A 14,129-nucleotide genomic window follows, 5' to 3' on the forward strand; every position below is an offset into this window, starting at 1 on the left:
CGATGGGGATAAGACCTGGTCAGGATAGACCGGGTCAGCTCGCGCGGTAGGTGTTCAGGGTGACCTTGGCGGCGCCCGTGGTGGGGTCCGCGACGTCCACGGCGGCGATGGCGATGTTGCGGGTGACCCGGTCGCGGATGCACAGCAGCCGGCCCGGGGTGACCCGGTTGAACGTCAGGTCGGTGTCCGGCCGGGAGTCGATCGCGATGGCGCACTGCTCGGGGGTGATGGCGGTCTCGGTGATCACCGCGAAGTCGGACTTGTTGTCGCCGACGCTCTCGAAGGAGTCGGCCCGGCTGCCGCTGGAGGTGGACTCCCGGCTGAGGCCGAGGCCCCACTTCAGGTCGGAGCCGCGCGGCACCACGGTGCCGGCCGTGAGATCGATCCGGTAGGCCTCGCTGGAGTACTCGGCGGCCGGGATGGAGAGCGGCTTCTTCTCGATCACCGGCTGGTAGCCGGCCGGCCGGGCCGGCGCGGTGACCCCGCCGGCCGAGGGCGAGGTGCTCGGCGCGGCGCTGACCGCCGCCGAGGTGGGGCTCGGGGTGGCGGTCGCGGAGGGCGTGGTCGCGGCCGGGGTGGTGGCGGCCGGCGGGGCGGCGGGCTGGTCGCCCGCCGGCTTGTCCTGGGCGCTGCTCTGCTTGTCGTCGCCCTTGTCGATCTTGGACATCAGCACCACGCCGCCGGCCGTGCCGCCGAGCGCCATCACCAGGGCGACCGTCAGCAGCACCTTCCACGAGACGCCGCCCTTGCGGGCCGGCTCCGGCGCGGGCGCCGGGGTGTCGGTCACCACCGGGCCGGGCGGCGGGGTGTCGTAGGACGGCGGCTCCGGGCGCAGCTGGACGGTCGGCGGGGTGCCGAGCAGCGGGCCGGTGGGGGCCTCGGCGGGCGGCTGGGCGGCGCCGTACGCGCCGAGCGGCGGCGGGACGAAGCCGGGCGGCGGGGTGTCCGCCGCGGCGGGGCCGAACCCGGGTGGCGGCGGGCCGAAGGACGGCGCGGTGGCCTGGTGGGTCGGGGGCGCGGCCGGCGGGGCCGCGGCGAAGGACGCGCCGCTCGGCGGGCCGGCCGGGGGAGCGGGCGGTGCGGCGGGCGCGGCCGGCAGCGGGGTGGGCGGCGTCTTCGGCAGGTCCGAGCGGCGGGTGATCTCGGTGTTGACCTGCTTGGGCAGCCAGTCGTCGGAGAACCGCAGCTGCCCGCCGACACTCGGGTGGTTGCGGGCGATGTCGATGATCTCGGCCGGCTTCGGCCGGTCCTCGGGGGACTTCGCGAGGCAGCGCAGGATCAGCTCGCGCAGCCCGGCCGGGACGGCGTCCAGGTCCGGCTGCTCGTGCACCACCCGGTAGAGCACGGCGGTGTCCGGGCCGTCGCCGAACGGCGCCGCGCCGCCGGCCACGTACGCGGCCAGCGCGCCGAGCGCGAACACGTCGGTGGCCGGGGTGACCGGGCGGCCCTGGGCCTGCTCGGGCGACATGAAGGCGGGCGAGCCGATCCGGTAGCCGGTGCCGGTGAGCGCGGTGGCGTCGGCGGCCCGGGCGATGCCGAAGTCGATCACCCGCGGGCCGTCGCCGGCCACCAGGACGTTGGCCGGCTTGAGGTCGCGGTGGACCACCTCGACGCTGTGGATCGCCTGCAGGGCCTCGGCGATGCCGCCCATCAGCAGCAGCACGGTGCGCACCGGCAGCGCGCCGTTCTCGCGCACCACCTGTTGCAGGGACGGGCCGGGCACGTACGCGGTGACCAGCCACGGGGCGTCGGAGTCCAGGCCGCCGGAGTCGATCACCTGGGCGGTGTAGAGGCCGTGGATCCGCTGGGCGTTGGACACCTCCTGGGCGAACCGGCGGCGGAACTCGCCGTCCTCGGCGAACTCCGGGCGGACCACCTTGAGTGCCACCGGCCGGCCGCCGGGGGTGTACGAGAGGTAGACCCGGCCCATGCCGCCGGCCCCGAGCCGGGCGAACAGCCGGTAGCCGCCGACCTCCCGGGGGTCGTCCGGAAGCAGCGGCTGGAAGACCGGCGGGAGCGGTGCTGCGGTGGCGTCCCGTGGCGTGTCGGCGGTCATGCGGTTGATCCCCCTGGGAGAGCGGTGAGGTCCACCGGACCGGCGGCGGCGGGCGCGCGACGGGCGCCCGGACGGCGGTCTGGCGAGGCATAACCTACCGACCCGTCAGAACGCCGCGCAGGTCGGTGCCGGTTTGGTTGCAGAGCTGGGACCTTCGCACACGGCCCGCGCACCGGCGTGCCCGGTGCCGGAGACCGCCCCGGCCCCGGGAACGGCGGCGGCCCCCCGTTCCCCTGGAGTGCAGGGGGACGGGGGGCCGAGGTGCCGGGATCCGCGCGACCGACCGGGGGTCAGAGCGTGAAGATCTCCTCCAGCAGCTGCTGCTGCTCGGCGCCGTGCCGCTTGGCCGAGCCGACCGCGGGGGCCGAGGAGGCCGTGCGGGCGACGCGGCGCAGGCGCGAGCCGCCCGCGCTGCGGCCGATGACGACCTGCAGGTGGTCGACCAGGTTCATGGCGATGAACGGCCAGGCACCCTGGTTGGCCGGCTCCTCCTGCGCCCAGACGAACTGGACGTCGTCGCCGTAGCGGGCCAGCTCCTCCTGGAGCTCGGCCACCGGCAGCGGGTAGAGCCGCTCGACCCGGACGATCGCCGTGTCGGTGATCCCGCGCTCGGTGCGGGCCGCCTCGACGTCGTAGTAGAACTTGCCGGCGGTGATGACCACCTTGCGGACCTGCGCCGGGTCGACGGTGGAGTCGCCGATGACCGGGCGGAACGAGCCGGACAGGAACTCCTCGGTGGCGCTCGCCGCGGCCTTCAGGCGCAGCATCGACTTCGGGGTGAAGACGACCAGCGGCTTGTGGTGCGGGTTGTGCGCCTGCCAGCGGAGCAGGTGGAAGTAGTTCGACGGCAGGGTCGGCATGGCGACCGTCATGTTGTTCTGCGCGCACAGCTGGAGGAAGCGCTCCGGGCGGGCGGACGAGTGGTCCGGGCCCTGGCCCTCGTAGCCGTGCGGCAGCAGCAGGGTGACGCCCGAGTGCTGGCCCCACTTCTGCTCGGCGGAGGCGATGTACTCGTCCACCATGGTCTGCGCGCCGTTGACGAAGTCGCCGAACTGCGCCTCCCACATGACCAGCGCGTTCGGGCGGGTCAGCGAGTAGCCGTACTCGAAGCCCATCGCCGCGTACTCGGACAGCAGGCTGTCGTACACGGTGTAGCGGGCCTGGTCCTCGGTGAGGTACTGCAGCGGGGTGTAGTCCTCGCCGGTGGCCCGGTCGATCAGGACGGCGTGCCGCTGGCCGAAGGTGCCGCGGCGGCTGTCCTGGCCGGCCAGGCGGACCGGGTGGCCCTCCATGAGCAGCGAGCCGATGGCGAGGGTCTCGCCCATCGCCCAGTCGATGGTGTTGTCCTCGACCGAGGAGGCGCGGCGCTGCAGCTGCGGCAGCAGGCGCGGGTGGACGGTCAGCCAGTCCGGCAGGTTGACCTGGGAGGCGGCGATCCGCTTGACCATCTCCTGGGAGATGCCGGTCCGGATGGTGACCGGGAAGTCGGCGACCGGCTTGCCGCCGGTCGCGGCGGCCGGCGCCTGGGCGGCGTCGCGGACCTCGGCGAAGACCTTCTCCAGCTGGCCCTGGAAGTCCTGGAGCGCCTGCTCCGCCTCTTCCATGGTGATGTCGCCGCGACCGATCAGGCCCTCGGTGTACAGCTTGCGCACCGAGCGCTTCTTGTCGATCAGGTCGTACATCAGCGGCTGGGTGAACGACGGGTTGTCGGCCTCGTTGTGACCGCGGCGGCGGTAGCAGATGAGGTCGATCACCACGTCCTTGTGGAACTCCTGGCGGAACTCGAAGGCGAGCCGCGCGACGCGGACCACGGCCTCCGGGTCGTCGCCGTTCACGTGGAAGATCGGGGCCTCGATCATGCGGGCCACGTCGGTGCAGTACATCGAGGAGCGGCTGGAGGCCGGGGCGGCGGTGAAGCCGACCTGGTTGTTCACCACGACGTGCACGGTGCCGCCGGTGCGGTAGCCGCGCAGCTGCGACATGTTCAGGGTCTCCGCGACGACGCCCTGGCCGGCGAAGGCCGCGTCGCCGTGGATCTGGATCGGCAGCACCGGGAAGGTGGTGCCGCCCTGGTCCAGGATGTCCTGCTTGGCGCGGGCGATGCCCTCGACGACCGGGTCCACGGCCTCCAGGTGGGAGGGGTTGGCGGCCAGCGAGACCTTGATGGTCTCGCCGTCCAGGCCGGTGAAGGTGCCCTCGGAGCCCAGGTGATACTTCACGTCGCCGGAGCCGTGCATCGACTTCGGGTCGAGGTTGCCCTCGAACTCGCCGAAGATCTTGCCGTACGGCTTGCCGACGATGTTGGCCAGCACGTTGAGGCGCCCGCGGTGGGCCATGCCGATGACGGCCTCGTCGAGGCGGTGCTCGGCGGCGGCGTCGATGGTGGCGTCGAGCAGCGGGATGAGCGACTCGCCGCCCTCCAGCGAGAAGCGCTTCTGGCCGACGTACTTGGTCTGCAGGAAGGTCTCGAAGGCCTCGGCCGAGTTCAGCCGGCGCAGGATGCGCAGCTGCTCCTCGCGCTCCGGCTTGGTGTACGGCTTCTCCAGGCGGTCCTGCAGCCACTTGCGCTGCTTCGGGTCCTGGATGTGCATGTACTCGATGCCGACGGTGCGGCAGTAGGTGTTGCGCAGCAGGCCGAGGATGTCGCGCAGCTTCATCATCCGCTGGCCGCCGAAGCCGCCGACCGCGAACTCGCGCTCCAGGTCCCACAGGGTGAGGCCGTGGGTGGTGACGTCCAGGTCGGGGTGCTTGCGCTGCTTGTACTCCAGCGGGTCGGTGTCGGCCATGAGGTGGCCGCGGACCCGGTAGGAGTGGATCAGCTCCATGACGCGGGCGGTCTTGTTGACCTCGTCGTCGTGGGTGGTGGCCACGTCGGTGGCCCAGCGGACCGGCTCGTACGGGATCCGCAGCGACTCGAAGATCTCGTCGTAGAAGCCGTTCTGGCCGAGCAGCAGCTGGTGGATCGTGCGCAGGAACTCGCCGGACGCCGCGCCCTGGATGACGCGGTGGTCGTAGGTCGAGGTCAGCGTCATGATCTTGGAGACACCGAGGCGGGCCAGGGTCTCCGGGGCGGAGCCCTGGAACTCGGCCGGGTACTCCATGGCGCCGACGCCGACGATGGTGCCCTGGTTCTGCATGAGGCGCGGCACGGAGTGCACGGTGCCGATGCCGCCGGGGTTGGTCAGCGAGACCGTGACGCCGGTGAAGTCGTCCATGGTCAGCTTGTTGGCGCGGGCCCGGCGGACGATGTCCTCGTAGGCCTGCCAGAAGCCGAAGAAGTCGAGGGTCTCGGCCTTCTTGATGGCCGCGACGACGAGCTGGCGGTCGCCGTTCGGCTTGACCAGGTCGATGGCCAGGCCGAGGTTCACGTGCTCGGGCTTGACCAGGTAGGACTTGCCGTCCTCCACCTTGTAGCTGTGGTTCATGCCCGGGGAGGCCTTGACGGCCTGGACCAGGGCGTAGCCGATCAGGTGGGTGAAGGAGACCTTGCCGCCGCGGGCGCGCTGCAGGTGGTTGTTGATGACGATGCGGTTGTCGATCAACAGCTTGGCCGGGACGGCGCGCACCGAGGTCGCGGTCGGCACCTCCAGCGAGGCGTCCATGTTGGTCGCGACGGCCTTGGCCGGGCCGCGCAGCTGGACCAGCTCGGGGCCGGCGGCCGCGGGGGCGGGCGTCGGCGCCGGGGCGGCGGCCTTGGGGGCCGGCGGAGCGGCGGGGGCGGCGGCGAGCGGCGCGGGAGCCGGGGCGGCGGCCGCGGCCGGCTGCACCGGCGCGGGAGCGGCCGGAGCGGCGGGGGCCTGAACGGCCGGCGCGGCGGCGGGCGCGGGGGCGGCGGCGGGGGTCGGCGTAGCGCCGGCCTGGGTCGCGGCCTGGGTCACTGGGGTCACCTCGGTACCGGGCTTGTAGTCGGCGAAAAAGTCCCACCAGGCTCGGTCGACCGAGTTCGGGTCCTGGAGGTACTGCTGGTAGATCTCGTCGACGAGCCACTCATTGGGGCCGAAGCCAGTGGAACTTGCCGAGCTGTTGGGGTGTTCAGGGGACTGTGGCGACACGGCGGCAACCGCCCTCTTCCGCTTCCTTTTGGGATGTTTGGACAGCGGGGATTAAGGCTACGCCTCCGACCAGTGATCGCGCAGTCCCCGGGGGGCAGGCGTCGCCCAGATCACAGTCCTGACCTGCGGTTTGGCTGAAAATGTGCGTTAGAAAGCCGTGCCGGAGGGGAACCGACCGGTTCTGATCGCCCCCCAAATACAGACAAAATAGGACAAAGGGGGGTTTGGGCCCCGGGAGCGGCTCTGTGTCGGATCTGTGACATTCGTCCGCTTCGCCCGGGGCCCGGTCAGCGCGGGCCGGGCAGCCGGACCTCGATCCGGCAGCCGCGGGCGGCCTCGGCGACCTCGATCCGCCCGCCGTGCAGGTCCACCGCCCAGCGGGCGATGGCCAGGCCCAGGCCGGTCCCGCCGTCCGCGCCCGGTCCGGCGGCGGTCGCGGTGCCGCTGCGGCCGAACCGTTCGAAGACCCTGGTCCGGTCCGCCGCGGGGATGCCGGGACCCTCGTCCTCGACCTCCAGCAGCAGCGCGCCCGGCCCCTCGCCGGGCCGGGCGCGCACCGTCACGGTGCCGCCGGGCGGGGAGTGCTTGCAGGCGTTGTCGACCAGGTTGGCGACCACCTGGTGGAGCCGTTCCGAGTCGGCGACGCCGGTCAGGCCCACCGGGCTCACCTCCAGCGCGAGCCGGACGTCGCCGCGCCGGGAGAACGCGCCGCCCGCCGTCGCGCCGTCCACGGTGACCCCGCGCAGCACGCCGTCCAGGAACTCGCGCACCTCGAAGGGGCGGGCGTCCAGGGCGACCACGCCGTCGTCGATCTTGGAGAGGTCGAGCAGGTGGGTGACCAGCCGGCCGAGCCGCTCGGTCTGCTCCAGCGCGGCACCCAGGGTCGCCGGGTTCGGCTGGACGACGCCGTCGACCACGTTCTCCAGCACGGCGCGCAGCGCGGCGATCGGCGTGCGCAGCTCGTGCGAGACGTTGGCGACCAGTTCGCGGCGGTGCCGGTCGGCGGCCTCCAGGTCGGCCGCCATCTGGTTGAAGGTGGCGGCCAGCTCGCCGATCTCGTCGCGCGAGTTCACCTCCACCCGGCGGCTGTAGTCGCCGGAGGCCATCGCGCGGGCGGCGGCGGTCATGTCGCGCAGCGGGGCGGTCAGCCCGTGCGCGAGGAACTGCATGAAGAGCAGCGAGGCGATCATCGAGAAGATCATGATGATCCGGATCTGGGTCTCGGACCGGATCGCCACGACCACCATGCCGGTGGCCAGGAAGACCGACACGATCACCAGGAGGGCGAGCTTGCCCTTGATCGAGCGGACCGGGTCGAGCGGCCGGATGTCGGCCCAGACCCGTTTCGCGGCGCGGGCGGCCAGGGTGGGCGGCCGGCTGCCGTCGAGGTCCCCGTTGCGTTGCTGTGGAAAGGTCATTGGTCCCCTGTGATCCCCCGCGTGGGTGCGCACGGCGGTCCGGGACACGGGCCCCCCGGCGGCCCGGTGTCCGGAGGCGAGCGCTACGAGAGCGGGGCCTCCAGTGCGTATCCGACGCCGTGCACGGTGCGGATCCAGCTGGCGCCGATCTTCCGGCGCAGCGCCTTGACGTGGCTGTCGACGGTGCGGGTGCCGGACGCGTCCGTCCAGTCCCAGACCTCGGCCAGCAGCTGCTCGCGGGTGAGCACGGCGCGCGGCTGGGCGGCCAGGCAGGCGAGCAGGTCGAACTCGGTCGGCGTCAGGTGGACGTCGCCCGAGGCCAGCCGGACCCGGCGCTGGACGTGGTCGATCTCCAGCTCGCCGAAGCGCAGGCTGCCGAGCGCGGGCGTGCGGGCGGCCTGCTGGGCGCGCTCGACGCGGCGCAGCAGCACGTTGACCCGGGCGGCCAGTTCGCGCATCGAGAAGGGCTTGGTCATGTAGTCGTCGGCGCCGACGCCGAGGCCGACCAGCAGGTCCGTCTCGTCGTCCCGCGCGGTGAGCATCAGGACCGGCACCGGGCGCTGGGCCTGGATCCGGCGGCACACCTCCAGGCCGTCGAAGCCGGGCAGCATGATGTCGAGGACGACGAGGTCGGGCTGCCAGGTGTGGAAGCCGTCGACGGCGCCCGGGCCGTCGTGGGCCACGGCGACCTTGAAGCCCTCCGCGCCCAGCCGGGCCGCGATGGACTCGGCGATCGTGGGCTCGTCCTCGACCACCAGCACTCTGCGCTGACTGCTCACCGTGCCGCCGGCGTTCTGGTTGTCCTGCTGAATTTCTGTCACGGTCACGCCACCGCCCCCAGGGCTGCGGGCCGGCCATCTGTGGGGATGGCGAAGGCTCCGCTCGTAGTCTTGTTCCGTCGTGGACTGTGCCGGGTCCGCCGTCCCGTCGCGTGCGAGGGATCGGCGAGGGCGCACGCGCCGCTCACTTCTCCCGCACACCTCGCAGCGTACGGACAGCGGGTGTTTCCCGGCAGGTGGACCGGGCATTTCCGGCCCGCGGGCCGGTTTGCCGGGCCGACTGTCGGGCCCACTCGGAAGTGGGCACGGGCCGATACCTTACCCGGCGTTTTTTCACTCCGTAACGGTACGTATGCACATCAGTTGACGCCAAGCCGCCGGTCAGCGGGGACGGGCCCCCGGGTGGGGGAAGATGGTCTGGACCAATGCGGCCGTCCGGCGGACCGGCCCCGTTCAGCGTTCTCCCAGCCCGCTCCCAGGCGCCGGCCGTACCGTGACCACGACAAATCGCGGGGGGTGGGATTTCCGGTACGCGCCGGTACGTTGGACACGCGCGGGGGCGACGGCTGCGGACGGTGGAGCGGAGGCGACGTGACGGAGCGACAGGTGCGCGCCGGGCGTGGCGTGCCGCCGTACGGGATGCTCCGGCACGGCCTGCGGGCCGGGGCGGTCGACTGGCTGCTGGCCCGGGTGCCGACCCCGCGGCGCAACCCCTTCGCGCTCGGCTACCTCGCCGTGGTCGGGGCCACCGCCACCTTCGCCCAGCTCGCCGACCCGGACCTGGTGCTCCGGCTCCAGGAGGCGTCCAGCTCGGACGGGCACAACCTCTTGCGGCACCCGCTGCGCGCCCTGCTGCTGAGCGGCTTCTGGGTGGCCGGCGCGGACTGGGTGCCCTACCTGTGGGCCTTCGCGCTCACCGTCGCGCCGCTGGAGCGCCGGGTCGGCCCGGGCCGGGCGGCCGCCGTCTTCGCCGCCGGGCACATCGGCGCCACCCTGCTCTCCCAGGGCGTGGTGATCGTCGCGGTGGAGAGCGGGCACCTGGAGCCGGCCGCGATGGACTACCTGGACATCGGCGTCAGCTACGGCGTGCTGGCCAGCCTCGGCGCGCTGGCCGGGCTGCTGCGCCCGGCGGGGCGGACGGTCGCGCTGGGGCTGGCCGTCGCGCTGATCGCCGAGCAGATCGCCGCCGACCGGGACCTGGTGACCGGGGTCGGCCACCCGGTGGCACTGCTGGCCGGAGTGGTGCTGTGGCGGTGGCTGCGCCGCTGGGACGGGTACCGGCCGCACCGCACCCGGCTCGGGACGGCCGGCGAGCGCCCCCGCCCGGCTTCCGCGCCCGCCTCCGCGCCCGCGCCCTCGCCGGGCCGGGCCGCGGTGCTGGACCGCTTCCGAGCCGTCCCGGGCCGACGTTTTTGACGGTGCCACCAGGGCCGGTTTCGCGTTCGCTCATGGCGAACGAAGTGCGGGGAACAACCGGCGGGCGCCAGGCCTTAGTCAGGTCGACTCAAGTTCGCTGACTGGGGAGAGATCATGGCATCGACGTCCACACCGCTCACCCTGCCCGTGCTGCCGCTCGACGACGAGGTCGTCCTGCCGGGCATGGTCGTTCCGCTGGACCTGAAGGACACCGAGGTCCGCGCCGCCGTCGAGGCCGCGCGCGCCGCCGCCACCGGCAGCACCGGGAAGCCGCAGGTCCTGCTGGTCCCGCGGGTGGACGGCTCGTACGCGGCGGTCGGCACCCTCGCCACCGTCGAGCAGGTCGGCCGGCTGGCCGACGGCCCCAACGCGATCGGGCAGCCGGCCGCGCTGGTCCGCGCGGTGCGCCGGGTGCGGATCGGCGTCGGCACCACCGGACCGGGCGCCGCGCTCTGGGTGGAGACCACGCCGTTCCGGGAGTCCTCGGCCGGCACCCCGGTGGCCGGGCGCGCCGCCGAGCTGGTCAAGGAGTACAAGAGCCTGTCCACCCAGTGGCTGCGCAAGCGCGGCGCCTGGCAGGTCGTCGACCGGGTGGCCGCCATCGAGGGCGTCGGCGAGCTCGCCGACAACATCGGCTACGCGCCCTTCATCACCCCCGAGCAGAAGCTCAAGGTCCTGCTGGAGGCCGACCAGGTCGCGCGACTGGAGTACGCGCTCGGCCTGCTCCGCGACCACCTCGCCGAGGAGGAGGTCAACGACACCATCCGCAAGGACGTCGAGGAGGGCGTCGCCAAGCAGCAGAAGGAGTTCCTGCTCCGCCGCCAGCTGGAGGCCGTCCGCAAGGAGCTGGCCGAGCTGAACGGCGAGCCGGCCGACGAGGAGGAGGACTACCGCGCCCGGGTGGAGGCCGCCGACCTGCCCGAGAAGGTCCGCGAGGCCGCGCTCAAGGAGGTCGACAAGCTGGAGCGCTCCAGCGAGCAGTCGCCCGAGGGCTCGTGGATCCGCACCTGGCTGGACACCGTCCTGGAGCTGCCCTGGAACGAGCGCACCGAGGACTCCTACGACATCGCCGGCGCCCGCGCGGTGCTGGACGCCGACCACGCCGGCCTGGCCGACGTGAAGGAGCGCATCGTCGAGTACCTGGCCGTCCGCAAGCGCCGCTCCGACCAGGGGCTCGGGCTGGTCGGCGGCCGCCGCGGAGGCGCGGTGCTGGCCCTGGTCGGCCCGCCCGGCGTCGGCAAGACCTCGCTCGGCGAGTCGGTGGCCCGCGCCATGGGCCGCACGTTCGTCCGGGTCGCGCTCGGCGGCGTCCGGGACGAGGCGGAGATCCGCGGCCACCGGCGCACCTACGTCGGCGCGCTGCCCGGCCGCCTGGTCCGGGCGATCAAGGAGGCCGGCTCGATGAACCCGGTCGTCCTGCTCGACGAGATCGACAAGGTCGGCTCCGACTACCGGGGCGACCCGGCCGCCGCCCTGCTGGAGGTGCTCGACCCGGCGCAGAACCACACCTTCCGCGACCACTACCTGGAGGTCGAGCTGGACCTCTCCGACGTGGTCTTCCTCGCCACCGCCAACGTGCTGGAGGCCATCCCCGAGCCGCTGCTCGACCGGATGGAGCTGGTCCGCCTGGACGGCTACACCGAGGACGAGAAGGTCGTCATCGCCCGCGACCACCTGCTCCCGCGCCAGCTGGAGCGGGCCGGACTCAAGGACGAGGAGGTCGCGGTCGACGAGCCGGCGCTGCGCAGGCTCGCCGGCGAGTACACCCGCGAGGCCGGCGTGCGGAACCTGGAACGGGCCATCGCCCGGGTGCTGCGCAAGGTCGCCGCGCAGAACGAGCTGGGCGAGCGCGAGCTGCCCGCCGCGATCGGCGCCGACGACCTGCGCGCCCTGATCGGCAGGCCGCACCACGTCCCCGAGGCGGCCCAGGAGCCCGCCGAGCGGCGCACGGCGGTGCCCGGCGTGGCCACCGGCCTGGCGGTCACCGGGGCGGGCGGCGACGTCCTCTACATCGAGGCCTCGCTCGCCGACGCCGAGACCGGCGGCACCGGGCTGACCCTGACCGGCCAGCTGGGCGACGTCATGAAGGAGTCCGCGCACATCGCGCTCTCCTACCTGCGCTCGCGCGGCGCCGAGCTGGAGCTGCCGGTCACCTCGCTGCGCGACCGCGGCGTGCACCTGCACATCCCGGCCGGAGCCATCCCCAAGGACGGCCCGAGCGCCGGCATCACCATGACCACGGCGCTGGCCTCGCTGCTCTCCGGGCGCAAGGTGCGCCCGGACGTGGCGATGACCGGTGAGGTGTCGCTGACCGGGCGGGTGCTGCCGATCGGAGGGGTGAAGCAGAAGCTGCTCGCCGCCGACCGCGCCGGGATCACCACGGTGATCGTGCCCAAGCGGAACGAGGCCGACCTGGACGACGTGCCCGCCGAGGTGCTGGAGCGGCTGACCGTCCACCCGGTCGCGGACGTCCGGGAGGTGCTGGAGCTGGCCCTGGAGCCGGCCGCCGTGCTGGTGGCGGCGGCCTGACGGCCCCGGCCCGCCGCCCGCCGCGCCCGTCCCGTCCGGTGGTCCGCCGGACGGGACGGGCTGCGGTGCGCGTGCCAGACTGCGAGGGTGCCGTCCTTGACCCAGCGCGTGCTGGCCCGGGTGCCGGAGCGGGTGCGCCCCCTCCTGGTCCGGCACCGCAGGCTGGTGAAGTTCCTGCTGGTCGGCAGCGGCTGCTTCGCCCTGACGCTGCTGATCAACTACGCGCTGCGGCTCACCGTGCTGGAGCGCAAACCGGTGGTGGCGCTCACCGTGGCGACGGTGGTCGGCACCGCCGTCTCCTACCTGCTCAACCGGCGGTGGAGCTTCCGCTCCTCCTGGCGGCGGCGCGAACCGCTGCTGTTCCTGCTGGTGAGCGCCGTCGCCGTGGCCGTCAACGACCTGCCGCTGATCGTCTCGCGCTACCTGCTCGACCTGCGCGAGCCGAGGGTCGGCCCGCTCGCCCAGGAGGTCGCCGACTTCCTGAGCGGGATGGTGCTGGGCACCTTCGTGGCGATGCTGTTCCGCTTCTGGGCCATGCAGCGCTGGGTGTTCACCCGGGTGGAGCAGTCCGTGGCCGGGGTGGGGGAGGGCACGCGGCTGCGGGCGGCGGAAGCCGGGGCGGGTGAGGGCGATGCGTGAGGCGGAGGGCCCCCTGGTGGGCGGGCCGGCGAGCCAGCAGGGGATGCGCCGGGCCAACCTGGCGCTGGTGCTGCGGGTCATCGCCCGCACCCCGCGCTCGCGCGCCGAGGTGGCCGCCGAGACCGGGCTGACCAGGGCCGCCGTCTCCTCGCTCGCCGAGGAGCTGATCGCGGCCGGACTGGTGGTCGAGGAGGGCCCGGCCGCCCCCAGCGGCAAGGTCGGCCGGCCCGGCACGGCGCTCGGGCTCAACCGGGACGGCCCGGCCGGCCTCGGCGCCGAGATCGGGGTGGAGCACCTGGGCGCCTGCGTGGTCGACCTGCGCGGCGAGGTCCGCTCCTGGCGCCGCCAGGAGATCCGCAACCGGGGCCGGGAGCCCGCCGCCGTCATGGCCGACCTCGCCGAACTGCTCCGCCGGGCCGCCGCCGACGCCGGACTGCGCCCGGCCGGGCTGGCGCTGGCCGTGCCCGGACTGGTCGCGGCCGACGGCGCGCTGCTCCAGCGGGCCGCCAACCTGGGCTGGCGGGACGTCGGGGCCGCCGCCGAGATGCGGCTCGCGCTGCGCGCGGCCCACGCCTCGGACCTGGCCGCGCTGCCGGTGCGGGCCGACAACGAGGCCAACCTCGGCGGGCTCGCCGAGCTGTGGCTCGGCGACGGGCCGGAGCACTTCCTGCACGTCTCGGCCGAGGCCGGGATCGGCTCGGCGATCGTCGTCGACGGCCGGCTGCTGCGCGGCGCGCACGGCTACGCGGGCGAGCTGGGCCACGTCCCGGTGCACCCGGAGGGGCCGCGCTGCGCGTGCGGGGCGCACGGCTGCCTGGAGCAGTACGCGGGGGAGGCGGCGGTGCTGCGCGCCGCCGGGCTGGAGGGCGTGCGCGGCGACTGGGTGGCGCTGCTCGCCGAACGGGCCGAGGCGGGGGACCGGGAGGTGCTGAGGGCGCTGGACGGCGCCGGTACCGCGCTGGGCATCGCCGCGGCCGGCGCGGTCAACCTGCTGGACCCGGCCGAGGTGCTGCTGGGCGGCGGCTACGCCCAGCTGGCGCCCTGGCTGCTGCCCGCGATGCGGGCCGAGCTGGCCGCCCGGGTGACCGTCCGCCCCTGGTCGGGCGAGCGGCTGACGGTCTCCCGGCTGGGCCGCCGCGGCCCGCTGCTGGGGGCCGCGGTCGGCGTGGTCCGCTCGCTGCTCGCGGACCCGGGGGGGGGGGGGGGCGGGCGGGGCGGCCCCACCCCCCCCCCCCCCCCC

The 14,129-nt window shown here is 74.0% G+C and carries 8 protein-coding genes; 4 read left to right on the top strand and 4 right to left on the bottom strand.

What is annotated here, in order from left to right; genetic code table 11:
* Window positions 1–34 precede the first annotated feature (34 nt).
* The 4 genes from ABT238_RS31455 to ABT238_RS31470 form a co-directional block, all read right to left on the bottom strand.
* Window positions 35–2,056 (bottom strand): serine/threonine-protein kinase, encoded by a 2,022-nt coding sequence (locus ABT238_RS31455; RefSeq protein WP_350802201.1) that lies wholly within the window; start codon window positions 2,054–2,056, stop codon window positions 35–37.
* A gap of 290 nt (window positions 2,057–2,346) precedes the next feature.
* The gene (locus ABT238_RS31460) at window positions 2,347–6,108 is read right to left on the bottom strand and encodes a multifunctional oxoglutarate decarboxylase/oxoglutarate dehydrogenase thiamine pyrophosphate-binding subunit/dihydrolipoyllysine-residue succinyltransferase subunit (protein ID WP_350802202.1); all 3,762 of its coding nucleotides are present in this window, start codon (window positions 6,106–6,108) and stop codon (window positions 2,347–2,349) included.
* A 287-nt stretch (window positions 6,109–6,395) separates the two neighbouring features.
* Entirely contained in the window at window positions 6,396–7,526 is a 1,131-nt protein-coding gene (locus ABT238_RS31465) for a HAMP domain-containing sensor histidine kinase (protein ID WP_350562702.1), read from the bottom strand.
* An 83-nt stretch (window positions 7,527–7,609) separates the two neighbouring features.
* On the bottom strand, window positions 7,610–8,347 hold the full coding sequence (locus tag ABT238_RS31470) for a response regulator transcription factor (RefSeq protein WP_344337269.1): 738 nt from the start codon (window positions 8,345–8,347) through the stop codon (window positions 7,610–7,612).
* 549 nt (window positions 8,348–8,896) lie between these two features.
* Between ABT238_RS31470 and ABT238_RS31475 the strand changes: the two genes are divergently transcribed.
* The 4 genes from ABT238_RS31475 to ABT238_RS31490 form a co-directional block, all read left to right on the top strand.
* A complete protein-coding gene (locus ABT238_RS31475; RefSeq protein WP_350802203.1) occupies window positions 8,897–9,721 on the top strand; it encodes a rhomboid-like protein in 825 nt (274 codons plus the stop codon).
* 114 nt (window positions 9,722–9,835) lie between these two features.
* Entirely contained in the window at window positions 9,836–12,250 is a 2,415-nt protein-coding gene (gene lon / locus ABT238_RS31480) for an endopeptidase La (RefSeq protein WP_350562698.1), read from the top strand.
* 87 nt (window positions 12,251–12,337) lie between these two features.
* On the top strand, window positions 12,338–12,889 hold the full coding sequence (locus ABT238_RS31485; protein ID WP_350562696.1) for a GtrA family protein: 552 nt from the start codon (window positions 12,338–12,340) through the stop codon (window positions 12,887–12,889).
* Window positions 12,882–14,129, top strand: a 1,248-nt coding sequence (locus ABT238_RS31490; RefSeq protein ID WP_350802204.1) for an ROK family protein, incomplete at its 3' end; no start/stop codon positions are given. The genes ABT238_RS31485 and ABT238_RS31490, both read left to right, overlap by 8 nt.

Source organism: Kitasatospora sp. NPDC001527, from assembly GCF_040298605.1.
Lineage (GTDB): Bacteria > Actinomycetota > Actinomycetes > Streptomycetales > Streptomycetaceae > Kitasatospora.

Bases quoted from the DNA above. Each gene is read 5' to 3' on its own strand.
- ABT238_RS31455 (WP_350802201.1), bottom strand. From the start codon at position 2,056: ATGACCGCCGACACGCCACGGGACGCCACCGCAGCACCGCTCCCGCCG.
- ABT238_RS31465 (WP_350562702.1), bottom strand. From the start codon at position 7,526: ATGACCTTTCCACAGCAACGCAACGGGGACCTCGACGGCAGCCGGCCG.
- lon (WP_350562698.1), top strand. From the start codon at position 9,836: ATGGCATCGACGTCCACACCGCTCACCCTGCCCGTGCTGCCGCTCGAC.